This window comes from Mycobacterium sp. (genome assembly GCF_035623875.1).
Lineage (GTDB): Bacteria > Actinomycetota > Actinomycetes > Mycobacteriales > Mycobacteriaceae > Mycobacterium.
This window is the reverse complement of record NZ_DASPSP010000245.1, coordinates 26,511-49,522: the sequence shown is the minus strand read 5'-3', so window position 1 is coordinate 49,522 and position 23,012 is coordinate 26,511. Positions and strand designations below refer to the sequence as shown.

The following is a 23,012-nucleotide window of genomic DNA, read 5'->3' as shown; positions in this document are numbered from 1 at the left end:
TCACAACCCCTCAACCCAATTGCTCAACACCGCCGCCCCGGCGTCCCCGCTCTTTTCCGGATGGAACTGGGTGGCGGCCAGCGGCCCGTTTTCGACTGCGGCCAAAAACGGCACCCCGTGGGTGGCCCAGGTCAGCAGCGCCTCGGCTGGGCCTTCCCAGCGCTGGGCGGCATAGGAGTGCACGAAGTAGAACCGGGCATCGACGTCAAGGCCCTTGAACAGCGCTGTGCCCGGCGCGCCTACCACCACGTTCCACCCCATGTGCGGGATCACCGGTGCGTCCAACCGAGTCACGGCGCCGGGCCACTGGCCGCATCCGCTGGTCTCCACCCCGAACTCGACACCGCGGGCGAACAAAATCTGCATGCCGACACACACACCCAGCACCGGTCGCCCACCGGCAACTCGCTCGGCGATGACCCGCTCACCGCCGATCCCACGCAGCCCGGTCATGCACGCTTCGAAAGCGCCGACGCCCGGAACCACCAATCCGTCGGCGGACGCGGCGGCGCCGAGGTCGGCCGTCACCTCAACCGAGGCGCCCACGCGCTGCAGCGCACGCTGCGCAGAACGCAGATTGCCTGAGCCATAGTCCAAAACCACAACGGATTTGGCTTTCACAGGGTCCCTTTGGTGGACGGCACACCCGAGACCCGCGAATCCAGTTCAACAGCGTGGCGCAATGCGCGGGCGACGGCCTTGTACTCGGCTTCGGTGATGTGATGCGGGTCGCGGCCGTAGAGGACACGAACATGCAGCGCGATGCGGGCATTGTTCGCCAGCGTTTCGAACACGTGCCGGTTGACGACGGTGTGATACGGGACGGCGTTACCGGCAATGGTGAAGTGCCGCAAATGATCCGGCTCGCCGGTGTGCACACAGTAAGGTCGGCCGGACACGTCGACAATCGCGTGCGCCAAGGCCTCGTCCATTGGGATGTAGGCGTCGCCGAACCGGCGGATGCCCTTCTTGTCCCCGAGCGCCTGGCCAAGGGCCTGACCGAGCACAATCGCGGTGTCCTCGATGGTGTGATGCGCCTCGATTTCCACATCACCCTTGGCCCGCACAGTCAGATCGAAGCTGGCGTGGCTGCCCAGCGCGGTCAGCATGTGGTCGTAGAACGGTATTCCGGTGTCCACGTGGACCTCTCCGGTGCCGTCCAGGTCGAGTTCGACGACGATGTCGCACTCTTTGGTGGTGCGTTCCACGCGGGCGCGGCGCTGCAGGCTCATGACGCTCCTAAGGGCTGGGCCAATTCGGTGGCGGCGATCTGGGCGCTCGTCTGCAGGAAGACGTCGTTCTCTTCGGCCAGTCCGGTGGTGACGCGCAAGTACCCGGGGATACCGACGTCGCGTATCAGGACGCCGGCATCGAGGTAGCGCTGCCAGGCCGTCGGCGCGTCGGCGAACTGCCCGAACAGGACAAAGTTGGCGTCGCTGGGAACGACCCGAAATCCCATGCCGCTCAATGCTGCACTCACCCGCTGGCGTTCGGCGATCAGCGTCGCGACGCTGCCCAAGGTGTCATCAGCGTGCCGCAGCGCTGCCCGGGCGGCGGCCTGAGTGACCGAGGACAAGTGGTAGGGCAGCCGCACCAACAGCATGGCGTCGATCACCGCCGGGGTGGCGATCAGGTAGCCCAGCCGGCCTCCGGCGAAGGCGAACGCCTTGCTCATGGTGCGGGTCACGACGAGCTTGGTCGGATACTCGGAGACCAGCGCCACCGCACTGGGCTGCGAGGAGAACTCGCCGTAGGCTTCGTCCACGATCAAGATCCCGGGCGTCGCCTCCAGCAGTTCCCGCAGATCGGGCAGCGAAACACTCTGCCCCGACGGGTTGTTGGGGCTCGCGACGAACACCACATCGGGCCGACGACCAGCGATCGCCGCGACGGCGGCCGCGACGTCGAGGCTGAAGTCCGCGGCGCGCATCGTCTCGATCCATTCGGTGCGGGTGCCCTCGGAGATGATCGGGTGCATCGAATACGACGGGACGAATCCGATCGCGCTGCGCCCCGGTCCTCCGAAAGCCTGCAGCAACTGTTGCAAGATCTCGTTGGAACCATTTGCGGCCCAGAGGTTTTCCACCCCAAGTTGGACGCCCGTCTGGAGGCTCAGGTAGGCGGCCAGGTCACGACGCAGAGCCAGGGCGTCGCGATCGGGGTAGCGGTGCAGGTCGACGGCAGCACCCCGCACCGACGCGACGACGTCGTCGACGAGCGCCTGGGTGGGCGGGTGCGGGTTCTCGTTGGTGTTCAGCCGCACCGGAACCGCCAGCTGCGGCGCGCCGTAGGGCGATTTGCCGCGCAAGTCGTCGCGCAGCGGCAGCTCGTCGAGCGTGACCCGCTGCCCTGGTTGGGTCATCGCTCGAACCTCCGACGTATGGCCTCGCCGTGCGCGGGCAGGTCTTCGGCCTTGGCCAGCGTGATCACATGCCCCGAAACGTCTTTCAGCGCGGCCTCGGTGTAGTCGACGACGTGGATGCCACGCAGGAAGGTCTGCACCGACAGGCCGCTGGAATGCCGTGCGCAGCCCGCCGTCGGCAACACGTGGTTGGAGCCGGCGCAGTAGTCGCCGAGGCTGACCGGCGAGTACGGGCCGACGAAAATGGCGCCCGCCGAGTGGATCCGGGCCGCAACCTGATCCGCGTCGGCGGTCTGGATCTCCAGATGTTCGGCGGCGTAGGCGTTGACGGTGCGGATACCGGCGTCGAGGTCGTCAACCAAGATGATCGCCGACTGTCGCCCGGAGAGCGCGGCCATCACCCGCTGACGGTGCACGGTGGTCGCCAACTGGGCGGCCAACTCGGTGTCCGTGGCATCAGCCAGGTCGGCACTCGGTGTCACCAGGACGCTGGCGGCCATCTCGTCATGCTCGGCCTGGCTGATCAAATCGGCGGCCACATGCGCGGGGTCGGCGGTGTGATCGGCCAGGATGGCGATCTCGGTCGGCCCGGCTTCGGCGTCGATGCCGACGCGCGAACGGCAGAGCCGCTTAGCCGCGGTGACGTAGATGTTGCCGGGCCCGGTGATCATGTCGACCGGCGCCAGCTCGGCGCCGTCGGTGTCGATGCCGCCGTACGCCAGTAGCGCCACCGCCTGCGCCCCGCCGACCGCCCAAACCTCCTCGACTCCGAGCAGGCGGGCCGCGGCCAGGATCGTCGGGTCTGGGAGGCCGTCAAATTCCGCCTGCGGTGGGCTGGCCACCACCAGCGAGCCGACGCCGGCGGCCTGCGCCGGCACCACGTTCATCACCACGCTGGATGGGTATACCGCGTTGCCGCCGGGTACGTACAGCCCGACACGCTCGACCGGAACCCACCGCTCGGTGACGGTGGCGCCCGGTCCCAGGGTGGTCTTGGAGTCGGCGCGGCGCTGATCGGCGTGCACCGCGCGGGTGCGGTCGATCGCCACCTGCAGGGCGGATCGGACGTCGGGGTCCAGGCCGGCCAGCGCGGCGTCCAGCTCGGCGGCCGGGACTCGCACAGTCGACGGCCGCACCCCGTCGAACGACTCACCGAATTCCAGCGCGGCCGCGGCGCCGCGCTCGGCGACCGCCTCGACGATCGGGCGCACCGTCGGCAGCGCGGCGTCGACGTCCATGCCACCGCGTGGCAACGAGGCCCGCAGCCGGGCAGCCGACAGCTCCTCGCCCCGCAGGTCGATGCGCGCCATCACGTTCACATCGACCATTGTCCCAGAGAAGATCAACTCCATATCGGACCGGTACAGTGACCGCACACCACGAAAAACGGAGTCGCCATGTCAGTAGAAGATCGTCCCAACAGTGCCCCTGGCGTCCCGATGATCTTCCCGCCCTGGCTGGAGCGCTTCCAAATCAAATACTTCAACCCGGCGGTGCGGCCGATCGCGCGCTACCTGCCCGGGTTCTCGGTCATCAAGCACCGTGGTCGCAAGTCCGGCACGCCCTACGAGACCATCGTGACCGCGTACCGCAAAGGCAATGTGCTGGCCATTGCGCTGGGCCACGGGAAAACGAATTGGGTCAAGAACGTGCTGGCCGCGGGTGAGGCCGACGTGCACTTCATCCGGAAGGACGTCCACATCACCAACCCGCGGATAGTGCCCGCCGGTGGCGACTGCGAGGGGCTGCCGTGGATGGCCCGGCTGCAGGGCGGCCGGGTCGGGGTCTTCGTCGCCGATATCGTCTAAGCCAGATTGCCGCCCTCTCCCCCGCAAGCGGGGAGACCCCCACCTCGGGCCGGTGAACCGGCCCGCATCGTCACGCGGCTAAGCCCGCGTGAACACGGTCTTGCCGGCCATCGTCGGCCAGACCGACGGTGCGTCCTCCCAGGCGACGACGCGGTCGACGACCGGGGACAGATCGCAGCCGCCGACCAGGAGCTCAAGGATTTCCGGGATGACAGCGCGCGCGCTGACCCGCCCGGTGATGAATCGCACACCGCGGGTGTACATCGGCAGCAACGGCATCTCGACGTTGTACTCGGGGTAGATCCCGGTGTCGGTACACACACCGTCTGGCCAAGTGGCCCGCAGCGTTGCCGCCAGCAGTGACGGATCGCCACTGGTGTGCACGGTGACCGGATACGGGTCCCAGGACTTATCGGGCTTGGCAACGTCGTGCACGACCGCGCCGAGTTTCTCCGCCATGGCAAGCCGGTTCGGGTCGGTGTCGAGATAGTCGACGTGGAAGCCGAGCGCAGCCGCGAATGCCGCCGCGTACAGCCCGATCGAAAGCCGGCCGACCACCAGCACACGGCGATCGGCCGGATCGAGGCCAGCCAGCTCCGCGCTGTAGGGCCCCACCGCGCGCCAGCCGTCGGGAATGTTGTCCGACAGCGAAGCGATGGCGATCGGGTCGACGGTCGGCGGAATCGGAATCAGCATCGCGTCGGCGTAGGGCACCAGGACCAGGTCGGACATGAATCCGCCGCCGTCGAGGCCGGCAAGCGGGGCCATCCCGTACATTGCCATCAGCGGCAGCGACGCGCACGAACCCGTAACGCCGCGGCGGCAGTCGCGGCAGGTGCCGCAGCTGATCTGAAACGGCACGACCACTCGGTCGCCGACCTGGACGCTTGTGACTTCGTCGCCTTTGGCGACGACCTCCCCTAGCCCCTCATGACCGACCGCATGTCCGGACGGCATCGGCAATCGGCCGTGCGCGACCGCGACGTCAAGGTCGCAGCACGCCACCAGCAACGGCCTGACCAGCGCCTGCTTGGGCGCTGCGATTTCCGGGTCGGGGCCCTCGCGCCATGCGTACCGCCCGGCCTCTTCGAACATCAACTGCCTCATTGCAGCATTCTTGAGTGATAACTCAAGTATTGTCAATACCGTGCCGAGACCCGATCGCAGCCGAGCCGCGCTGATCGACACCGCGGCCACCCTGTTCCGCCGTCAGGGCTACGCCGCGACTGGGCTCAACCAGATCCTCGACGAAGCAGGTGTCAAGCCGGGCTCGCTTTATCACCACTTTCCGCGGGGCAAGCAGCAGTTGGCCGCCGCCGTCGTCGATCAGACCGGGGCCGCCATCGAGCAACTGCTGCGCAGATTCCTGGCGGGCGGTCTGCCGGTGGCGGACATCGTCGACCGATGGGTTGACTTGCTGGTCGACGGGCTGACCGCCGATCGACGCGACGGCTGCCCCATCGAGCCGATCGCCACCGAGTCGGTGAATGCCAGTCCGATGGTGCGCGAGGCATCGGCGCGCGCCTTCTCCGGCTGGTGCAAGGCGATCGAAGAGCGACTGCACGCCGAAGGTTGGCCGACAGTCGAAGCGAAAAGCGTTGCCGTTGCGGTCATCTCATTGATCGAGGGAGCGCTGATCCTGTCCCGCATCGCGGGCGATGAGAGTGCGCTCGTCGCCGCCAAGCCAGCAGCACGCCGCTTACTTCGCCGCTAGATCGCAGCCGCCCGTGCGCCTATTCTGGACAGACGGGGTGCGGCAATGACTAGGGATGAACTGTTCGCCTCGATCGTGGCGGCAAGCCCCGGTCGCGATGACCTCGTGTACCTACAGCGCTCCGGCGATGCCTATGACTGGCGAATAGTGACGGCCGGGCAAATGCCTTCTCCGGCAACCGCCCCCGACGTGTGGATGTCGTTTTCGGCCGCCTGGCCACTCGACGAACCGGGACTGCTGCGCGCGTTCTTCGACGATCTGCTCGCTGAACTCGAGTCGATGGCCGATACCGCAGACCGGTGTCGGTGGCCGGTCGACGAGCCCTGGCCGCAGCATCACGCACACCATCACTGAGACGGCCGGACGCATGGTCGACTATCGGATCACCGCCGAGGAGCGCACACGGTTCAAGCGCTGCCGGCGGCAGTGGGATTTCGCGTCGCCGCACCGCCGCAACCTGAGATCGACGGGGTTCGTCGAGGCTGCGCTGCCCGCTGCGCTCAAGGATGCGTTGGCCGTGTACTACTACCCCGGCACCTGGGACTGGCAACACGAGGTGACCCAGCCCTTGGTGCACAAAGCGCTCGAACGGTCCTTGGCCGATGCCGACGCGACCGGCATGCTCGACAAGGCAGCAGCGCTGCTGGACTGTTATGACGCCTGGGCAAACGCTGTCGACGACTTCGCGCCGGTCAAGATCAACCTCGATGTCGATGCCCTGGTCCCGGATTCCGACGACCCCGAGCGCGGATTGGTGGTGCACGACGGATCGCCGGTGATCTACCCGTGCCGAATCGATTTGGTAGCCGTGGACGCCGCCGACGAGTATTGGGTGGTCTGCCATCGGATCGTCGATGAGTGGCAGGACATCGACACGTTGGTCCGCGACGAGGAGGCGGTGGCGTCCTGTTGGGCGTTCGAGCACGACTACATCGGCGTGCAGATCGCCGGAACCATCCACAACGAGGTGCGCGTCGCCGGCCCGCTCAAGTTCCCGCCGGCCGGGTCCGCGATGAAGCGCTTGCCGAAAGCGGTGGCCCAAAGCGAGGCCAGCGGTGGTGGTCGTTTACTCCCGCAGCACCAGCGGGTCTCGGCGCAGGCAGCGCGCCGCGTCGCGACGGGGCGGACCGAGCAACGCACCGCGGGTGTGCTGCGTCGTACTCGTATCCGTCGGAGCCGCCACGAGATCGCCTCGGTGGGATCGCTGATCGCTGCCGAGGCGGTCGACATGACCAGTTGGCCAACCATCTACCCGACGTTCGCCGCGCATTGCCGCGACTGCGAATTCACCACGCCCTGTTCGGCGCTCACCGAGGGCGCCGATGCGGAACCCTTGCTGCAGGCCGACTTTCAACGGCCGCCCAACGAACCGCGGAAGCCCAGACTGGGTCAGTCGACGTGGGGCTTCGGTCGGGGAGCCGCGCCGCCACGGTGGTGATCCCCGGCGTTAGTCTGAGTCGTCATGGTCACCGATTACGACGAAAATCGGATCGCAGAGCAGTACCAGCAATACAGGGCTCAGTCCTGGCGTTCGCATGCCGAAGCGTATTCATTCATGAAGCTGATCGGCGATGTCGAGGGGAAAAGGGTGCTCGACGTCGCTTGCGGCGAAGGGAATTTCACGCGAATGCTGCGCAAAGCCGGTGCCGCAGAGGTGGCCGGGATCGACATCTCCGAGCGGATGATCGACTCGGCCCGTGTGCAGGAGGCGCGTCAGCCGCTCGGTATCGACTACCGCGTCGAGGACGCCGGGGCCATGGCCGAGCATGCGGATTTCGACCTGGTGGTCGCTGCCTGGCTGCTGGTGTACGCGCAAACCCGAGCCGAACTCCTGCAGATGTGCCGGGGGCTGGCCAGCCGGCTCCGTTCGGGCGGGCGCTTTGTGACCGTGGTCAACAACCCCGCGGTGTACGGCTTCGACCCGCTGCCGGACTACCGCAAGTACGGCTTCGAATTGTCACTCGCCGATCACGCCGTCGAGGGTGCGCCGACCAAAGTGATTCTGCTGCTGGAGGATTCGACGCTGGAGATCGAGAACTATTACATGCCGGTCGCGGCCTACGAGTCCGCTCTCACCCAGGCGGGCTTCCGGGACTTTGCGGTGCACATGCCCGAGGTGTCACACACCCCCGATGACGATCCCGCCTACTGGGACGATTTCCTGAAGTATCCGAGTTTCATTCTGCTGGACTGTGTCAGGCCCTGAGGGCCGTCAGATGTCCAGGCCGATGTCGAGCGCCCGCACCGAGTGGGTGAGCGCGCCGACGGCCAGGTAGTCCACGCCCGTACCCGCGTAGTCTGCGGCGGTGTCCAACGAAAGCCCGCCGGACGACTCCAGTTTGGTTGCCGGTGCGCGGGCATCGCGGCGCTGCACCGCGATCTGAGTCTGCCAGACCGCAAAGTTGTCGAGCAGCACCAATTCGGCCGCTTCGTCCAATACCTCGTCGAGCTGATCGAGCGAGTCGACCTCGACCTCGCACGGCAGATCGGGTGCGGCGGCGCGCACCGCGCGTAGCGCCGCGACCACCGATCCCGCCGCGGCGACGTGGTTGTCCTTGATCAGCGCCGCATCGCCCAAGCCGAGTCGATGGTTGACGCCACCGCCGACCCGGACCGCGTACTTCTGCAGCGCCCGCAGGCCCGGCAGTGTCTTGCGGGTGTCGCGGATCTTCGCGTTGGTGCCGTGCACGGCGTCAACCCACGCGGCCGTTGCGGTGGCAATCCCGGACAGGTGGCAGGCCAGGTTGAGCAGGGTCCGCTCGGCGGTCAACAAGCCGAGCATCTGGGCCTGCACCGTCAACGCCGATGCCCCCGGCTGCAGCCGCGCGCCGTCCTCGACGCGGTCGAGCACCCGGTAGCTGCGGGCGCCGAGCACCTCGTCGAGCACCAGCAGTGCGACGTCCACACCGGCGATCACACCCGGCTCACGGGTGATCAGCGACGCGGTGGTGGTGGCGCCGTCGGGCACCGTCGCGAGCGTCGTGACGTCCGGCCCGTAGCGCAGGTCCTCGTCGAGGGCGCGGCTGATCGTGGCGCGAGCCTCGGCGAGCTCACATTCCGACAACACCAATGGCGCCGCTCCTCCTCATCGCTTCGCTCTGCATCGTCGCCGGCGTGGCCAAAGCGCCGCTCCTCCTCATCGCTTCGCTCTGCATCGTCGCCGGCGCGGCCATCAGCACACCGCCACCGGCTCCTCGACGCGCGCGCTGTCGTCATCGGCCAGCCGGACGACGATGCTGCGCGCCGGGGCGACGGCGGCGTCGGGGTATTCGGCACGGTGGTGACAGCCCCGGCTCTCGTCACGGGCCAGCGCTGCGGCCGCGATCGCGCGAGCAGTCACGGTCAGTGCCGCGTCTTCGACGTCGACATGAGTGAACATGGCCCGGACCGGCGCCGCCGACAGCGTGCCGGTCAGCCTGCGCAGACCATCGCCGTCGCGGACCACCGAGGCATCGCGGCTCATCGCCGGTTGCAGATCGCCGCGAGGCAGCGTGGCACGGCCGGTCGAATCCGGCGCCGTCGCACGCGGAGGTCCGACCAGCACCGCGTGCGCCGCCGCGGCCCGGCCCGCCCGGCCCCCGACGACCAGCCCCTCCAGCAGGCTGTTGGACGCCAGCCGGTTGGCACCGTGCATTCCGGTTCGAGCGACCTCACCCGCGGCGAACAGCCCGGGCAACTCGGTTTGTCCGTGCACATCGGTGGAGACGCCGCCACAGCTGTAGTGCGCACCCGGAACCACCGGGATGGGCTGGCGAACCGGGTCGACGCCGACTGTTCGGCACGCGGCGTTGACGGTCGGGAAGCGGTCCTCGAAATCCACGATGCTGCGGGCGTCGAGGTAAACACATGGGTCGCCGGTCGCGCGCAGCCGGGCGTCGACAGCGGCCGCCACCACGTCGCGCGGCGCCAGATCGCCCATTGGATGTACGCCCGCAGTGACCGAATTGCCTTGACTGTCAACCAAGATCGCACCCTCACCGCGGATCGCTTCGGTGACCAGCGGCCGGCGGCCGCCGCGGTGGCCGTTGAACAGCATGGTGGGGTGGAACTGGATAAACTCGATGTCGCTCACCGCGACACCGGCCCACAGCGCCAGAGCGATCCCATCACCGGTCGAGCCGTCGGGATTGGTGGTCGCGCGGTAGAGGTGTCCCAGCCCGCCGGTGGCCAATATCACCGACGCCGCGTGGACGATGCCGACACCATCGGGATTGGCGACCAGCACCCCCGTCACCGCATCACCGTCATGCAGCAAGCGCAGGGCAGCGTGGTCGGTGCGGATGTCCAGCGCGATCGCCGCATGGTCGAGCGCGCGCTGGACCTCGGCGCCGGTAGCATCACCGCCGGCGTGCACGATGCGCCGCCGCGAATGCCCGCCTTCGCGGCTCAGCGCCCATCCGCCGGCCGTGGCCTGGTCGAATCGTGCTCCCTCGCTGACCAATTCGGCCACCGCTCGGTAACCATCAGCGACTATCGACGTCACAGCATCGGCATCGCAGAGGCCGGCGCCGGCAGCCAGCGTGTCGGCGACGTGTGCGTCGACCGAGTCGTCGGTCTCCGGCAGCACCACCGCGATCCCGCCCTGGGCGTAGTGGGTGGCCGTCACACCAAACCTGCGGCGCGCCTTGCTGAGCACGACGACCCTGCGCCCGGCGCGGTCCGCGGCCAGCGCGGCGGCCAGGCCCGCCACCCCGGTGCCGATGACCACGACGTCGGCCTGTTGCTGCCAGGCCGGGCGAATGCTCATTCGCCGCCGCCGGGCTGGCCGATGGCGATCATCCGCTGCACGCTGCGCCGCGCCAGCCCCGCGGTTCGGGCATCGACGTGGACTTCGTCGGCGCCCTCGAGCAGGCAACGCAACAGCGCCGCGGGGGTGATCATCTTCATGTACTTGCATGACGCGCGGTCATTGACCGCGCGGAAGTCGACGCCGGGCGCGGCGTTCCGCAGCTGATACAGCATCCCGACCTCGGTCGCGACCAGCACCTGGCGGGCGTGGGTGGCCCGCGCGGCGTTCAGCATGCCGCCGGTCGACAAGATCTTCACCCGCTCCGCCGGGAAGGCGCCCTCGCCGGCCAGATACAGCGCCGACGTCGCACAGCCGCACTCTGGGTGGACGAACAACTCGGCGTCCGGGTGCCGGCGAGCCTGATCGGTAAGCTCCTCGCCGTTGATCCCGGCGTGCACGTGGCATTCGCCGGCCCACACGTGCAGGTTCGCTCTACCCGTCTCCCGGCGCACATGCGCCCCGAGGAACTGGTCGGGGCAGAACAGCACCTCGCGGTCCGCGTCGATGGCGGCGACCACGTCGACGGCGTTCGACGACGTGCAGCAGATGTCGGTCAGCGCCTTGACCGCCGCGGTCGTGTTGACGTAGGAGACCACGACGGCGCCGGGGTGTTCGTTCTTCCAGGCCTGCAGTTCCTCAGGGGTGATCGAGTCGGCCAGCGAGCAGCCCGCCCGCTGGTCGGGGATCAGCACGGTCTTCTCCGGGCTGAGGATTTTCGCCGTCTCGGCCATGAAGTGCACGCCGCAGAACACGATGGTTTCCTCGGGCGCCTCGGCGGCGATCCGGGACAGCGCCAGCGAGTCACCGACGTGATCGGCGACATCCTGGATGGCTGGTAGTTGGTAGTTATGCGCCAGAATCGTGGCGTTGCGCAGCTCGGCCAGCCGCCGAATCTCGGCCGCCCACCGCTCGTCGCCCTCGACGCCGGCGTAACCGCTGGGAGAGCTGGTGATTGCGGCGGCCAGGTCTTTTACCAACTCATTTGCCATTGGATCCGTGCGATTCAGGACCGTCATCGCCGTTCCTTTCGCCCCCAAACCCGGTTTTCGACTTATAATCGAAAACATGCCACATGGTAGCACTGCCCACGAAGTGCTCGCCGTCGTATTCCAGGTTCGCGGCCTTGGGTGCGGGCCGAAGACCCAGAAGCCGCAGCTCAGCGTCCTGCTGTGGCAGCGTGCCCGCGACCCGCAGCGAGGTGCGTGGTCGTTGCCGGGTGGGCGGCTGCGCCACGACGAGGACATGACAACGTCGGTGCGGCGTCAACTGGCCGAGAAGGTTGACCTGCGGGAAGTCGCTCACTTGGAGCAGCTCGCGGTGTTCTCCGATCCCGAGCGGGTGCCCGGCACCCGCACGATCGCGTCGACCTTTCTGGGTCTGGTGCCCTCCCCCGCCACGCCGGAACTGCCGCCCGACACCCGCTGGCATCCGGTCACCACACTGCCGACAATGGCGTTCGACCACGGCCCGATGGTCGCCCACGCCCGTACCCGACTGGTGGCCAAGATGTCCTACACAAACATCGGGTTTGCCCTGGCCCCAACCGAATTCGCACTCTCGACACTGCGTGATATCTACAGCGCCGCGCTGGGGTACCAGGTCGATACGACGAACCTGCAGCGCGTGCTGGCCCGTCGCGGCGTGATCACCGCGACCGGCACCGTCGCGCAATCCGGGCGCAGCGGCGGCCGCCCGGCGGCGCTGTACCGCTTCACCGACTCGCAGCTGCGGGTCACCGACGAGTTCGCTGCTCTACGGCCTCCCGGCGGGCCGACTGGATTCTTAATGCCCTCTTAAGTAACAATGCCCGGATGGACATTGGCAGCCTTGCGAGCACCACCGGCGCGGAATGGATCGGTCGCGCACCCCATGAAGAGCTGCAGCCCAAGGCGCGCCCGCTACTGCCATCGAATGACCCGTTCTACCAGCCGCCAGCTGGCTATCAGCACGCCATGCCTGGCACCGTGCTGCGCTCACGCGACGTCGGGCTGGCATTTCTGGGTCTGATACCGCAGCGGGCCATGGCCACCCAGCTGCTGTACCGGACGACGGGCATGAACGGAAACCCGGAAGCGACGGTGACCACGGTGATCGTCCCCGGGGACATCACTCCCGAACGGCCCTGCCCGGTGTTGTCGTATCAATGCGCCATCGACGCCGTGTCATCCCGCTGCTTTCCGTCCTATGCGTTGCGGCGAAACGCGTGGGCGGTCGGCGCGCTGGCGCAGCTGGAGTTGCTGCTGATCACCGCCGCCCTCGCCGAAGGCTGGGCGGTCTCGATACCCGACCACGAAGGCCGCGACGGGATGTGGGGCGCGCCGCACGAACCCGGCTATCGCATTCTCGACGGAATCCGGGCGGCGCTGGGCGCCGCGGGCCTCGGACTGTCGCCGTCGGCGCCGGTCGGGCTATGGGGCTACTCCGGCGGCGGACTGGCAACCGCTTGGGCCGCTGAACTCTGCGCCGACTACGCACCCGAGCTCGACATCGTCGGCGCCGTACTCGGATCACCGGTCGGCGACCTCGGCCACACCTTCCGTCGGCTCAACGGCACCTTCTTGTCGGGTTTGCCCGCGATGGTGATCGCGGCGCTGGCCCACATCTACCCCGACTTGGACCGGGTGATCCAAGAGCACGCCAATGAGGAGGGGCGCGCCCTGCTACAGCGGTTAGAGCGGATGACCACGGTGGGCGCGGTGTTGCGGATGGCGAAGAAGGACGTCGGCGTCTACCTCGACCGGCCGCTGGAGGAAATCCTCATGACGCCAGAGGTTCAACACGTCTTCGACAGCATCAGGCTGGGCGCCACGGTACCGACACCGCCGGTGTTGATCGTGCAGGCCGTCCACGACTACCTGATCGATGTCGAGGACATCGATCAGTTGGCCCACACCTACTCGGCGGGTGGAGCCGACGTCACCTATCACCGCGATGCGTTCAATGAGCACCTGTTGCTGCATCCGCTGTCTGCGCCGATGACGCTGCGCTGGCTGCAGGACCGGTTTGCCGGCCGACCGCTGACCGATCATCTGGTCAGGACGAAATGGCCGACCATGTTCAACCCGATGACATATATCGGCATGACGCGGCTGGCCGTGATTGCGGCCAAGGTGATCACCGGAAAGGCGGTGCACCGCCGCCCGCTATAACGGTGCGGACGTCGACGCCCGCGCTGGTTGCGGGTAAGAGGGGTCGACGGCCGGATAGCCGCCCAGGTCATCGCGCGCGGTTGCCGCGACCGGTACCGCGTAGACCAGCGCGGCGGTGCTCGCCGGTAGTAGCAGCGTGCAGGCGATCTGCCACGGAGTGCGACCGAAGAACACCGGCGGCGCCTGGATGAAGTAGTAGACCGGGTGGTCGTGGCTCACCGGTATCGCAGCGAAATCCACTGCGCCATAACGCAGGTGCACCAGCAGCGCGCCCACACCGACAGCGGCCCCCGCGGCGATCACCGCGCCGGCGCAAAGCCCGGTCACCATTCCCGGCCCGCGGTGTGCCCGCCACTGCCAGGCCTGCACGGCCGCCACGGCGGCGACGACGTTCAACAGGCCGAGCATCAGGAACGGCGCGACGAAGAAATGCTCGGGTTCATCGCCCAGGTAGTCGTGCAACCTGTCACCGTCGTGCGTCAACGCCACCACGCCGTGGATCGGCGGGGCAATCCAGGCCCACAGCCCACCGATGGCCGCCCCCGCGATCAACAGCCCCACCGCCATCGCGCAGACGGCCCGCCGCCGCGAAGTCCGTGGGGCGTCGGAGGGCTGCGGCTCGGTCATCGGCGCGTGTCCAGGTCGGTCGAGTCCACCTTGCCGTGCCGCGAGCACCTGGCCCACCAGCCGTCGGGTCGGACCTGGACCACCATCCGGCGGCCACACTCCGCGCAGAACCGCGGCGGCTCGAGGCCGAGCCGGGCCGCCGTCGGCACGGTGCTGCCGGCCGTCTCCCCGGTGTAGACGTTGTAGACGCCGGCGCCGACCGGCGCGGGCAGATCGTCACGGACCATCAATTGCGTTCTACAGGCTCGCGTTGAGAGCTTTGATCGGCATCTGCAGGTCATCGAGCAGCGCGAGATCGGCCTCGGCCGGGCGGCCCAGCGTCGTCAGATAGTTGCCGACGATCACGGCGTTGATACCGCCCAGAATGCCTCGTTTGGCGCCCAGATCGCCGAGCGTGATCTCACGACCACCGGCGAAACGCAGCATGGTGCGCGGCAGTGCCAGCCGGAATGCGGCCACCACCTTGAGCGCTTCGCTCGCCGGCAGCACCTCGAGGTCGCCGAACGGCGTGCCTGGACGCGGGTTGAGGAAGTTCAGCGGCACCTCATCGGGATCCAGCTCGGCCAGGTTGGCGGCGAACTCGGCGCGCTGCTCCACTGTCTCGCCCATGCCGAGAATGCCGCCGCAGCACACCTCCATGCCGGCCTCGCGCACCATCGACAGCGTCTGCCAGCGTTCTTCCCAGGTGTGGGTCGTCACGACGTTGGGGAAGAACGAGCGGGCGGTCTCCAGGTTGTGGTTGTAGCGATGCACGCCCATCGCCGCCAGGCGGTCCACCTGCTCGGCGGTCAGCATCCCCAGTGAGCAGGCGATCTGGATGTCGACGGCGTCGCGGATCGCCTCGATGCCGGCGGCCACCTGGGCCATCAACCGCTCGTCGGGTCCGCGTACGGCGGCCACGATGCAGAACTCGGTGGCACCGGTCTTCGCGGTCTGCTTGGCCGCCTCCACCAAGCTGGGAATGTCGAGCCACGCGCTGCGCACCGGCGAGGCGAACAGCCCCGACTGAGAACAGAAATGACAATCCTCGGGGCAGCCACCGGTTTTGAGGCTGATGATGCCTTCGACCTCGACCTCAGGCCCACACCAGGCCATCCGCACCTCGTGGGCCAAGGCCAAGAGTTGCTCGAGCCGGTCGTCGGGCAGTTGCAGTACCTGCAGCACCTGCTCCTGGCTCAGTCCTGCACCCCGCTCGAGCACCTGCCGACGGGCCACGGTCAGGATGTCGGTGCTGTCGGTGCCGGGGGTTGGCCGAGTCGCCGCCTGAGTCACCAGGTACTCCTTATGTCTGGTTGAACCACATCGTGTCGTGTCCGAGCACCCGGGACGAAAACGCCCTGGGCTCATCGCAGCCTGCGTTGAACGGTGCCCAGGCTAGGCCAGCGGTGTGCACCTGCACAAACGTGATGTGGTTGCAGCGGCGGCCGCGGGTACGCAGTTGGGGTAGAAAGTGCAGCCCCAGGGGTGAACCCAAGTGACTGATCCGCACGTCGAGTTCCTGGCGCATCATTGGATCCTGCTGGCCGGACCAGCGTTCAGGACTCAGCGCAGCCCGCGTGACGCGTCGCCGCTTCCTCCCCGAGAGCCTGGAATTGAGCAGCAGCCTCGGACCCAAGTAACGCAGATTTGGCGGCTGGGTTAGAGTATTCGCGCTCATCCATCAGGAGTCCGTTGGAATTGACTTTATAGAATTTAGCCATTTTAACAACGATTGACGGGCTAGTAGGCAGGGTTGCTGCAGAGTCACTTGGTTTGTCGAATGTGCAAGTAACAGCGAGTTCCGCAGCCACATCCTCACCCTTAGATGCCATCATGAGGATCTCAGTCTGCATGTAGACGTGCTCTAGCATTGGGAAGAATTGAGAGACAGCCTCGATGCCCTTGACAGGCTCAGGGATTGCGGGATCGGTGCTGGTGAACTCGGGGTCGAGCAATGAGACTACTTCGTTCCAACGATGGTTGTCCTTGGCATCTATATATTGTCTTACGACTACTTCTGGGTCTATCTTTTTCATTTTGCCAGCCTTCATTTTATTACTATTTCTCGGTTGCGCGTAATTCGCGTGCAGAGCTATCCGCTGAAATCAGCAGCGCCCTGCTTCGAACCTTCGACTGACCACCCGAAAAGGTACGCCCAGCCTAAGCACATCCACATGTTTCAAGCATCGTTCAGCGCATGGGAAACCGGCGGTCACTGGTGGGACGTCATTCCACGACGTCCTCGTGCAGCTCCGCAAACAGTTCGGTGTTGCGGCTGTAATCGACGCGTATGTCGATGATGGTGATTCCGGGTTCGTTCAGAGATTGTTTGAACGCGGCCTCGAACTCGGTCATGCCGCCGACCCGGATGCCTTTGGCACCGAACGCTGCGGCGTAGTGCGCGATGTCATAGTCGCCCAGTTGCACCCCTGACGTGCGCCCGTACTTGAGCTGCTCTTGGAACGCAACCATGTCATAGGCGTTGTCGCGCATGATGACGTGAGTGAAACTGAGTCCCAAGCGAGTCGCGGTCTCCAATTCTTGTGCGCTGAACAGGAATCCACCGTCACCGGATACCGACACCACCTGAGTGCCCGGCCGAACCATCGCGGCGGCCATGGCCCATGGCAATGCGACGCCGAGGGTCTGTTGGCCATCGGAGAACAGCAGCCGCCGAGGTTGGTAAACACGAAAGTGCCTGGCCATGTAGATGTAGTGGGAGCCGATGTCGCAAGCGACGGTCGCGTCGTCGTCGATCAGGTCCCGAATTTTGAGGACGAGCGCCGCCGGGTTCGGGCCGACGGCGGTATCGGGGTGTGCGCGTGCTTCGTCGTCGATCTGGGCCAGCGCTGTGCGCTGCTCGGCGACGGCGACGCCGGCCTGCTCAGACAGTCGCAGCCCCGAAAGCGGTGGGATCAATTCGGTGAGGGTCGCGGCGATGTCGCCGCGCAGTTCCAGCGCCGGCTGATAGTAGTGGTCGATGTCGGCGGGGATCTCGTCGATGTGGATCAGCGTGCGGGTCGGATCCGAGTTCCAGAACCGCGGATCGTATTCAACCGGGTCGAACCCGACCGTCACCAATACATCTGCGTGGCTGATCAGGACGTCGCCCGGTTGATTGCGGAACAACCCGACGCGCCCGACGAAGTGATCCTCGAGGTCTCGCGACACCACACCGGCGGCTTGAAATGTCTCCACCACCGGCAGGTCGGTGACCGCGAGCAACTCACGCAGTGCCGCGCACGGTTCCGGATCGCCGACGCGAACACCGACGAATAGCACCGGACGCTGCGCCGCCCGAATCACGTTGGCGGCCTGCTTGATTCGGGCTGCCGGTGCCGCGCCTAGAGCCGGCACCGGCGATGGCTTCACAATCGCTGCTGATGTGGCAGCCGCCGACACATCAGCGGGGAGCACGACAGCGGCGGCACCCCGGGGTGCCGCGACTGCGGCGCGGATGGCGTTGGCGACAGCCTCGGGCACGTTATCGGGGTCGTTGACCTCCCCGGTGTATTTCGTGAAGGGTTTAAGCGCCGCAACAGCGTCCATCGATTGATGGGTGCGCTTGAGGCGGTCGGCGCGGGCGACGGCCCCGCAGACGGCGACCATCGGGTCCTGCTCGGTGGTAGCAGTGATCAGGCCGGTGGCCAAGTTGGTGGTGCCCGGTCCCGACGTCACCAACGCCACACCAGGGGTTCCGGTGAGCCGGCCGACCGCGGCAGCCATGAACGCCGCGTTCTGCTCGTGGCGGCAAACTACCAACTCCGGGCCGCCGTCAGCCAGAGCGTCGAAGACCGGGTCGATCTTGGCCCCGGGCACGCCGAAGATGAATTGGATGCCGTATGCCGCTAGCGTCTCGAGCACGCGCTGGGCGGATCGCACGTCGCTTTCGCTCACGTCATTCTCCCTCGGTGCGACGGATTTGAGTGTCGAGGTCGGCTTTATTCAATTCGGCGGCAAGGAATTCCGGTGTGCGCGGCAGACTCAAGTGCAGATCGGAGCGGAGACCGATCTCGACGGTGCCCCGGGTTAACCGGTAATCGAGGGCGTGTCCGCCGTGATGACGCTCGGCGTCGACGAAATGGGAATGGTAGCCGGCGACCGAAATACCTTGTTCGTAGTCGGGCATCCGGAATCCGGCGAGCGTCCCGGTCACGTCGGTGAAGGTCAGCTCCTGCTGGTCTTCGGTGGCTTCGGTGAACGGTCGGTAGGGCCGGTGTTGCTCGGTCACCGTGCGGGTACGAATCACGCTGAAATCGCCGGTGACGCGGACGGCCACGATGAGGTTGGTGCTCGGCAGCGACTTGTCGATGCGCGCTTTGAGCTCGGCACGGTCGATCGGCACGGACACATCGAATGTGCGGTCGGCGGCGAACCAGGTGACAACCGCAAACGGGGTGCGTTGGTCCGGATCGGCGACCCGCGCGCTACCGTCACCGCGCAATTGATAGCAGACTCCGTCGAGCACCAGCATTTCGCCGTCGAGGCCATTGAAAGTGCCCAGGCCAAAGTTGCCGTGCCGCAACAGCTCCTGGATCGTGACATCACCGTCGTAGACGCCATCGAGCAACGCGCCCATCGTCGAGGTCTGGTAGACCTCGCTGCCATGGCGATGCGCGAGCATCGCGCGCGCCCAGCCGCGCAGGACGCTCGCAGCGGAGTCGGCCGGGTCAAAGGCCATGGTAGGTTTCCGAACAGAGGTCGCGTAACACGTGGCGCGCTAAATCGATTGATGGGCTTGGCAATTGCGAAACGCAACCGTCCATCCTGCCCCTTCTCGGGTCGGTGGGTGAGCGACGACGTTGTCGCGACATCCGGTAGGCAACTCGGATTGTTTCGCTCATTCGCCGCGTCGTCAACGCGGCCCCGCGGCCCGGACGCTAATCGGGTGAGGGCTCTAAGCGGTAATGCGGTCCGGTCGCGAATAGGTATTCATCGAGTCGCCGCGCAGGAAAGCGATCAGCGTCGAGGCGATGAAGTCTAGGTTGGATCCCATAAAGTAGTCGACCCGCCGCCCACAAGATCGGTCCACCGGGGTCTCAAAAAGGAGAAAGCGATGGCCAAAGTACTACTCGTTTTGTACCCAGATCCGGTCACTGGCTATCCGCCGAAGTACGCGCGCGACAGCATCCCGGTGATACACCGATACCCGGGTGGCCAGACCTTGCCGAGCCCGTCAAAAATCGATTTCACTCCCGGCGAGCTGCTGGGGTGCGTGTCTGGCGCACTGGGGTTGCGTAAGTTCCTCGAAGACGGCGGCCACCAGCTGGTCGTGACCTCAGACAAGGACGGCCCGGACTCGGAGTTCGAACGTGAACTACCAGACGCTGATATCGTTATCTCCCAACCCTTTTGGCCGGCATATTTGACCGCCGAGCGGATCGCCAAGGCTCCTAATCTGAAGCTGGCCCTCACTGCCGGGATCGGTTCGGACCACGTCGATCTCGACGCGGCGATTGCCCGCGGGATCACCGTCGCTGAGGTCACCTTCTGTAACAGCATCAGCGTCGCCGAGCACGCCGTCATGCAGATCTTGGCGTTGGTGCGCAACTTCGTCCCGTCACACAAATGGGCGACCGACGGGGGCTGGAATATCGCCGACTGCGTCGCGCACTCATACGACGTCGAGGGAATGGACGTCGGGGTGATCGCCGCCGGCCGCATCGGCCAAGCCGTGTTGCGCCGCCTGATACCCTTCGACGTCAACCTGCACTACACCGACACTCGCCGGCTGCCCGACGATGTCGAGCACGAACTGGGTGTCACCTACCATCCCGATGCCGCGTCGCTGGTGCGCGCGGTCGACGTGGTTTCCATCCACGCTCCGCTGCACCCGCAGACCTACCACCTGTTCGACGATAAGCTGCTGGCGTCGATGCGGCACGGCTCCTACATCGTCAACACCGCCCGCGCCGAAATCTGCGTGCGCGACGCGGTGGTCGCTGCGCTGAAGAGTGGTCAGCTGGCCGGCTACGCCGGCGATGTGTGGTACCCGCAGCCACCGCCCGCCGATCACCCGTGGCGCAGCATGCCGCATAACGCGATGACCCCGCACATCTCGGGCACCACGCTGTCGGCCCAAGCCCGCTATGCCGCGGGGACGCGAGAGATCCTCGAAGACTGGTTCGCCGACCGACCCATCCGCGATGAATACCTGATCGTGGCCGGCGGAGCGCTGGCCGGCACCGGAAAGGCGTCCTACACCGCAGGCAGTGGTGCCAGTCCCGGGAGCAGCGGTCAGCCGGTCAGCTGATCAGGTGCTCGACGCGTTTGTTGCCGTCCCAGCGGCGCAAACCCGCCATGGTGCCGCGAATCTCTGACGGTCGACCCGCGAGACGCAGGGCCCGCCCGAGTTGGGCTCCCCCAACTCGGCGGGCCAGCGTGACATGCGCCGTCCACTGCCCGGGCAGGCTGTTCGGCATAGGGCCGGGCGCCAGATACGGGCCGCAGAGTCGGTGCACCTCGGCGTGCAACGCCAGCAGCTCGGCCGTCGGCACGATAAGACGGGCCAGCACGGCGTTGGATCTGCCGAATAGCAGCGACGCCCCGACGGCGCACCTCAGTGGCAGTCGCTGCGCCACTGGCCGCAGCGGTGCCTCGACGTCGGGCGCGATCCGCTCGGCCGCCACCAGCGTCATGTGCGGACGACTGGCCGGCGCCTGGCTGGGTATGCCCGCCGCGGCCAGATCACCCCAGATGCGCCGGATCGCCGCTTCGGTGTCGCGGTCGAAGACCAGCTCGATCGAATGAACCATCAGCCAACCAGCCCGGTTACCCATTTCCGGTCGAAGGCGTGCGCGCTCATGGCGGCGAACTCGCCGATGCGCATCGATGCGGCACCGGCCGGCAGCGCGGCGCGCAGCGGCGCCAGGCGTGCCAGCGCAGACCGGTTGGATGTCTCCACCACGCCCGGCTGCACCGGCCAGGTGCCGATCACCAGCCCGGCGCACGAAATTCCTTGTGATGCAAGTGATTCCACTGTCAGCGCGGTGTGATTAAGGGTACCGAGCTCGGCGGTGGCCACCACCAGCACCGCGGCCCCCAGGTCGGCCGCGAGATCCCGCAACGTCACACCTTCCGCGGCAAGTTCGACCAGCAGGCCGCCGGCGCCCTCGACCAACGTCAACTGTCCCGGGCGGTCTAGTGCGCGGATGAGTTTCAGCACGTTGCGGCGGGTGGGCAATGACTTCCCCGCCTGCTCGGCGGCGGCCAACGGCGCCAGCGGTTGCGGATACCGCGCCAGCCCTACCACCTTGGTCAGCCCCGACAGCCGGGTCACCTCGGCCAGGTCGTCGTCACCGGCGTCGGTGCCGGTCTGCACCGGTTTGCACACCGCGACGTCGACGCCGGCCTGCCGCGCGGCGGACGTCAGGGCCGCGGTAGCGACGGTCTTACCGACCCCGGTCCCCGTCCCGGTGACGATCAGAACCGTCAACGCCGTGCCGCGCAGAGCACGTCGGTCAGCACAGTGCGGGCCAGCTCGAGGTCGTCGGCGTCCAGCGAGGCGCGCGCGGTGAGCCGCAACCGCGACGTACCGGCCGGCACGGTCGGCGGCCGGAAGCAGCCCACCCGAACCCCGGCATCCAGGCAGGCTGTGGCCGCGGCCAGCGCCACTTCGGGCGCGCCAAGGATCACCGACACCACTGCCGATTGCGGCGCTGTGGGTACCTCGCAGACCTGCGCCAACGTGCCCGCATGCCGCAGCACCGCTTCGGGCCGCCACGCCTCGGCGGTCAGGATGCGCAGCGCGGCCAGCGCGGCGCCGACCGCCGCCGGTGCCAGACCGGTGTCGAAAATAAACGGCCGGGCGGCGTCGATCAGGTGATCGCGCACGGGCGCCGATGCCAGCACCGCGCCGCCCTGGCTGCCCAGCGCCTTGGACAGTGTCGTGGTCATTACCACGTCGGGCGCGCCGGCCAGCCCCAACTCGTGCAGCAGCCCGCGCCCGCCGGCGCCACGGACACCCAGACCGTGGGCCTCGTCGACGATGAGCAGCGCACGGTGCCGGCGGCACACCTCGTGCAGCCGTCGCACCGGAGCCAGCGCACCGTCGGCGGAAAACACCGACTCGGTGATGACGACGGCGCGCTCCTCGTCCCGCGACGCCAGCGCCGCCTCGACGGCGTCGACATCGCGATGCGGGGTCACCACCACCCGGGCGCGCGACAGCCGGCACGCGTCGACCAGCGAGGCGTGCGAGTAGGCATCCGAGACCAGCAGCGAACCCGGGCCGGACAATCCGACGACCGCTCCCAGGTTGGCGGTGTATCCGGAGGAGAACACCAAACCTGTTGCAGCGCCGACAAATTCAGCGAGGACAGACTCGAATTCCTCGTGCAGCAGGGTGTTACCGGTGACCAGCCGTGAACCGGTGGCGCCAGCACCCCAGGTGCGCAGCGCGTCCACTCCGCCTTCGATGACTTGCGCGTGCTGCGACAGACCCAAATAGTCGTTGGACGCCAGGTCGAGTTCGGTGGCCACCGCCGGACGCGGGCGCAACGCGCGTCGCAGTCCGGCCTGCCGGCGCTGCTGTTCCACCGCCTCCAGCCAAGCTAGCGGTGAAGTATCGATCTGCGTCATCGCA

The 23,012-nt window shown here is 67.0% G+C and carries 26 protein-coding genes; 8 read left to right on the top strand and 18 right to left on the bottom strand.

Going from position 1 to position 23,012, the window contains the following annotated elements; genetic code table 11:
• From hisH to hisD, 4 genes are read right to left on the bottom strand one after another with little or no spacing between them, the layout of a single operon-like run.
• Window positions 1–621, bottom strand: coding sequence for an imidazole glycerol phosphate synthase subunit HisH (gene hisH, locus VEI45_RS20115; protein ID WP_324856288.1), 621 nt, complete (start codon window positions 619–621; stop codon window positions 1–3).
• Window positions 618–1,232, bottom strand: a complete 615-nt coding sequence (gene hisB, locus VEI45_RS20110) for an imidazoleglycerol-phosphate dehydratase HisB (RefSeq protein ID WP_324856287.1) — start codon at window positions 1,230–1,232, stop codon at window positions 618–620. Before hisB ends, hisH begins: the two co-directional genes overlap by 4 nt.
• Complete coding sequence (locus tag VEI45_RS20105; RefSeq protein WP_324856286.1) at window positions 1,229–2,362, bottom strand: histidinol-phosphate transaminase; 1,134 nt, start codon at window positions 2,360–2,362, stop codon at window positions 1,229–1,231. The genes hisB and VEI45_RS20105 overlap by 4 nt, the downstream gene beginning before the upstream one ends.
• Window positions 2,359–3,675 carry a histidinol dehydrogenase gene (gene hisD, locus VEI45_RS20100; protein WP_324856304.1) on the bottom strand — a complete coding sequence of 439 codons (1,317 nt, stop codon included), beginning with the start codon at window positions 3,673–3,675 and terminating at the stop codon, window positions 2,359–2,361. The genes VEI45_RS20105 and hisD overlap by 4 nt, the downstream gene beginning before the upstream one ends.
• An 84-nt stretch (window positions 3,676–3,759) precedes the next feature.
• Here hisD and VEI45_RS20095 point away from each other — a divergent pair, with 84 nt between their 5' ends.
• Window positions 3,760–4,170 (top strand): nitroreductase family deazaflavin-dependent oxidoreductase, encoded by a 411-nt coding sequence (locus tag VEI45_RS20095; protein WP_324856285.1) that lies wholly within the window; start codon window positions 3,760–3,762, stop codon window positions 4,168–4,170.
• Window positions 4,171–4,248: 78 nt separating this feature from the next.
• On the opposite strand, the gene VEI45_RS20090 is transcribed toward VEI45_RS20095, so the two are convergent.
• Window positions 4,249–5,277: a zinc-dependent alcohol dehydrogenase gene (locus VEI45_RS20090; RefSeq protein ID WP_324856284.1), complete on the bottom strand. Its 1,029-nt coding sequence runs from the start codon at window positions 5,275–5,277 to the stop codon at window positions 4,249–4,251.
• A 40-nt stretch (window positions 5,278–5,317) separates the two neighbouring features.
• On the opposite strand from VEI45_RS20090, the gene VEI45_RS20085 reads away from it, so the two are divergent.
• Genes VEI45_RS20085 through VEI45_RS20070 form a run of 4 tightly spaced genes read left to right on the top strand, consistent with a single transcriptional unit; the run spans window position 5,318 to window position 8,090 of the window.
• Window positions 5,318–5,884: a TetR/AcrR family transcriptional regulator gene (locus VEI45_RS20085; RefSeq protein ID WP_324856283.1), complete on the top strand. Its 567-nt coding sequence runs from the start codon at window positions 5,318–5,320 to the stop codon at window positions 5,882–5,884.
• Between the two features lie 45 nt (window positions 5,885–5,929).
• Window positions 5,930–6,238, top strand: a complete 309-nt coding sequence (locus tag VEI45_RS20080) for a hypothetical protein (protein WP_324856282.1) — start codon at window positions 5,930–5,932, stop codon at window positions 6,236–6,238.
• A 13-nt stretch (window positions 6,239–6,251) separates the two neighbouring features.
• On the top strand, window positions 6,252–7,322 hold the full coding sequence (locus tag VEI45_RS20075) for a hypothetical protein (protein WP_324856281.1): 1,071 nt from the start codon (window positions 6,252–6,254) through the stop codon (window positions 7,320–7,322).
• A gap of 24 nt (window positions 7,323–7,346) precedes the next feature.
• Window positions 7,347–8,090, top strand: coding sequence for a class I SAM-dependent methyltransferase (locus VEI45_RS20070; protein WP_324856280.1), 744 nt, complete (start codon window positions 7,347–7,349; stop codon window positions 8,088–8,090).
• 6 nt (window positions 8,091–8,096) lie between these two features.
• Here VEI45_RS20070 and nadC read toward each other — a convergent pair whose 3' ends face one another.
• From nadC to nadA, 3 genes are all read right to left on the bottom strand, one after another.
• Window positions 8,097–8,954 (bottom strand): carboxylating nicotinate-nucleotide diphosphorylase, encoded by an 858-nt coding sequence (gene nadC / locus VEI45_RS20065; protein ID WP_324856279.1) that lies wholly within the window; start codon window positions 8,952–8,954, stop codon window positions 8,097–8,099.
• 102 nt (window positions 8,955–9,056) lie between these two features.
• Window positions 9,057–10,631 (bottom strand): L-aspartate oxidase, encoded by a 1,575-nt coding sequence (locus tag VEI45_RS20060; protein ID WP_324856278.1) that lies wholly within the window; start codon window positions 10,629–10,631, stop codon window positions 9,057–9,059.
• The gene (nadA, locus tag VEI45_RS20055) at window positions 10,628–11,689 is read right to left on the bottom strand and encodes a quinolinate synthase NadA (protein WP_324856277.1); all 1,062 of its coding nucleotides are present in this window, start codon (window positions 11,687–11,689) and stop codon (window positions 10,628–10,630) included. Before nadA ends, VEI45_RS20060 begins: the two co-directional genes overlap by 4 nt.
• Before the next feature lie 49 nt (window positions 11,690–11,738).
• On the opposite strand from nadA, the gene VEI45_RS20050 reads away from it, so the two are divergent.
• Window positions 11,739–12,470 carry an NUDIX hydrolase gene (locus VEI45_RS20050; RefSeq protein ID WP_324856276.1) on the top strand — a complete coding sequence of 244 codons (732 nt, stop codon included), beginning with the start codon at window positions 11,739–11,741 and terminating at the stop codon, window positions 12,468–12,470.
• Between the two features lie 14 nt (window positions 12,471–12,484).
• A complete protein-coding gene (locus VEI45_RS20045) occupies window positions 12,485–13,822 on the top strand; it encodes a lipase family protein (protein ID WP_324856275.1) in 1,338 nt (445 codons plus the stop codon).
• On the opposite strand, the gene VEI45_RS20040 is transcribed toward VEI45_RS20045, so the two are convergent.
• The 7 genes from VEI45_RS20040 to budA all read right to left on the bottom strand — a co-directional run bounded on the left by VEI45_RS20040 (window position 13,817) and on the right by budA (window position 19,109).
• Window positions 13,817–14,449, bottom strand: coding sequence for a DUF2567 domain-containing protein (locus tag VEI45_RS20040; RefSeq protein ID WP_324856274.1), 633 nt, complete (start codon window positions 14,447–14,449; stop codon window positions 13,817–13,819). The two genes, VEI45_RS20045 and VEI45_RS20040, sit on opposite strands and share 6 nt — an antisense overlap.
• On the bottom strand, window positions 14,446–14,676 hold the full coding sequence (locus VEI45_RS20035; RefSeq protein ID WP_324856273.1) for a hypothetical protein: 231 nt from the start codon (window positions 14,674–14,676) through the stop codon (window positions 14,446–14,448). The genes VEI45_RS20040 and VEI45_RS20035 overlap by 4 nt, the downstream gene beginning before the upstream one ends.
• 10 nt (window positions 14,677–14,686) lie before the next feature.
• Window positions 14,687–15,721, bottom strand: coding sequence for a biotin synthase BioB (bioB, locus tag VEI45_RS20030; RefSeq protein ID WP_324856272.1), 1,035 nt, complete (start codon window positions 15,719–15,721; stop codon window positions 14,687–14,689).
• A gap of 10 nt (window positions 15,722–15,731) precedes the next feature.
• Complete coding sequence (locus VEI45_RS20025) at window positions 15,732–15,956, bottom strand: hypothetical protein (protein WP_324856271.1); 225 nt, start codon at window positions 15,954–15,956, stop codon at window positions 15,732–15,734.
• A gap of 28 nt (window positions 15,957–15,984) precedes the next feature.
• Window positions 15,985–16,464: a nuclear transport factor 2 family protein gene (locus VEI45_RS20020; protein WP_324856270.1), complete on the bottom strand. Its 480-nt coding sequence runs from the start codon at window positions 16,462–16,464 to the stop codon at window positions 15,985–15,987.
• Between the two features lie 190 nt (window positions 16,465–16,654).
• The gene (gene alsS / locus VEI45_RS20015) at window positions 16,655–18,325 is read right to left on the bottom strand and encodes an acetolactate synthase AlsS (protein ID WP_324856269.1); all 1,671 of its coding nucleotides are present in this window, start codon (window positions 18,323–18,325) and stop codon (window positions 16,655–16,657) included.
• A 1-nt stretch (window position 18,326) separates the two neighbouring features.
• A complete protein-coding gene (gene budA, locus VEI45_RS20010; protein WP_324856268.1) occupies window positions 18,327–19,109 on the bottom strand; it encodes an acetolactate decarboxylase in 783 nt (260 codons plus the stop codon).
• Window positions 19,110–19,484: 375 nt separating this feature from the next.
• Here budA and VEI45_RS20005 point away from each other — a divergent pair, with 375 nt between their 5' ends.
• The gene (locus VEI45_RS20005) at window positions 19,485–20,681 is read left to right on the top strand and encodes an NAD-dependent formate dehydrogenase (RefSeq protein WP_324856267.1); all 1,197 of its coding nucleotides are present in this window, start codon (window positions 19,485–19,487) and stop codon (window positions 20,679–20,681) included.
• Here the strand turns inward: VEI45_RS20005 and VEI45_RS20000 are convergent.
• From VEI45_RS20000 to VEI45_RS19990, 3 genes are read right to left on the bottom strand one after another with little or no spacing between them, the layout of a single operon-like run.
• Complete coding sequence (locus tag VEI45_RS20000; RefSeq protein ID WP_324856266.1) at window positions 20,674–21,183, bottom strand: 2'-5' RNA ligase family protein; 510 nt, start codon at window positions 21,181–21,183, stop codon at window positions 20,674–20,676. The genes VEI45_RS20005 and VEI45_RS20000 overlap by 8 nt on opposite strands.
• Window positions 21,183–21,863: a dethiobiotin synthase gene (gene bioD, locus VEI45_RS19995; protein WP_324856265.1), complete on the bottom strand. Its 681-nt coding sequence runs from the start codon at window positions 21,861–21,863 to the stop codon at window positions 21,183–21,185. The genes VEI45_RS20000 and bioD overlap by 1 nt, the downstream gene beginning before the upstream one ends.
• Window positions 21,860–23,008: an 8-amino-7-oxononanoate synthase gene (locus VEI45_RS19990; protein ID WP_324856264.1), complete on the bottom strand. Its 1,149-nt coding sequence runs from the start codon at window positions 23,006–23,008 to the stop codon at window positions 21,860–21,862. The genes bioD and VEI45_RS19990 overlap by 4 nt, the downstream gene beginning before the upstream one ends.
• Window positions 23,009–23,012: the final 4 nt, after the last annotated feature.

What these genes read in the sequence shown, in the direction of transcription:
- hisB (WP_324856287.1), bottom strand. Translation starts at nt 1,232, where the DNA reads ATGAGCCTGCAGCGCCGCGCCCGCGTGGAACGCACCACCAAAGAGTGC.
- VEI45_RS20105 (WP_324856286.1), bottom strand. Translation starts at nt 2,362, where the DNA reads ATGACCCAACCAGGGCAGCGGGTCACGCTCGACGAGCTGCCGCTGCGC.
- VEI45_RS20095 (WP_324856285.1), top strand. Translation starts at nt 3,760, where the DNA reads ATGTCAGTAGAAGATCGTCCCAACAGTGCCCCTGGCGTCCCGATGATC.
- VEI45_RS20090 (WP_324856284.1), bottom strand. Translation starts at nt 5,277, where the DNA reads ATGAGGCAGTTGATGTTCGAAGAGGCCGGGCGGTACGCATGGCGCGAG.
- VEI45_RS20080 (WP_324856282.1), top strand. Translation starts at nt 5,930, where the DNA reads ATGACTAGGGATGAACTGTTCGCCTCGATCGTGGCGGCAAGCCCCGGT.
- VEI45_RS20075 (WP_324856281.1), top strand. Translation starts at nt 6,252, where the DNA reads ATGGTCGACTATCGGATCACCGCCGAGGAGCGCACACGGTTCAAGCGC.
- VEI45_RS20070 (WP_324856280.1), top strand. Translation starts at nt 7,347, where the DNA reads ATGGTCACCGATTACGACGAAAATCGGATCGCAGAGCAGTACCAGCAA.
- VEI45_RS20060 (WP_324856278.1), bottom strand. Translation starts at nt 10,631, where the DNA reads ATGAGCATTCGCCCGGCCTGGCAGCAACAGGCCGACGTCGTGGTCATC.
- nadA (WP_324856277.1), bottom strand. Translation starts at nt 11,689, where the DNA reads ATGACGGTCCTGAATCGCACGGATCCAATGGCAAATGAGTTGGTAAAA.
- VEI45_RS20050 (WP_324856276.1), top strand. Translation starts at nt 11,739, where the DNA reads ATGCCACATGGTAGCACTGCCCACGAAGTGCTCGCCGTCGTATTCCAG.
- VEI45_RS20045 (WP_324856275.1), top strand. Translation starts at nt 12,485, where the DNA reads ATGGACATTGGCAGCCTTGCGAGCACCACCGGCGCGGAATGGATCGGT.
- VEI45_RS20040 (WP_324856274.1), bottom strand. Translation starts at nt 14,449, where the DNA reads ATGACCGAGCCGCAGCCCTCCGACGCCCCACGGACTTCGCGGCGGCGG.
- VEI45_RS20035 (WP_324856273.1), bottom strand. Translation starts at nt 14,676, where the DNA reads ATGGTCCGTGACGATCTGCCCGCGCCGGTCGGCGCCGGCGTCTACAAC.
- VEI45_RS20025 (WP_324856271.1), bottom strand. Translation starts at nt 15,956, where the DNA reads ATGCGCCAGGAACTCGACGTGCGGATCAGTCACTTGGGTTCACCCCTG.
- VEI45_RS20020 (WP_324856270.1), bottom strand. Translation starts at nt 16,464, where the DNA reads ATGAAAAAGATAGACCCAGAAGTAGTCGTAAGACAATATATAGATGCC.
- budA (WP_324856268.1), bottom strand. Translation starts at nt 19,109, where the DNA reads ATGGCCTTTGACCCGGCCGACTCCGCTGCGAGCGTCCTGCGCGGCTGG.
- VEI45_RS20005 (WP_324856267.1), top strand. Translation starts at nt 19,485, where the DNA reads ATGGCCAAAGTACTACTCGTTTTGTACCCAGATCCGGTCACTGGCTAT.
- VEI45_RS20000 (WP_324856266.1), bottom strand. Translation starts at nt 21,183, where the DNA reads ATGGTTCATTCGATCGAGCTGGTCTTCGACCGCGACACCGAAGCGGCG.
- VEI45_RS19990 (WP_324856264.1), bottom strand. Translation starts at nt 23,008, where the DNA reads ATGACGCAGATCGATACTTCACCGCTAGCTTGGCTGGAGGCGGTGGAA.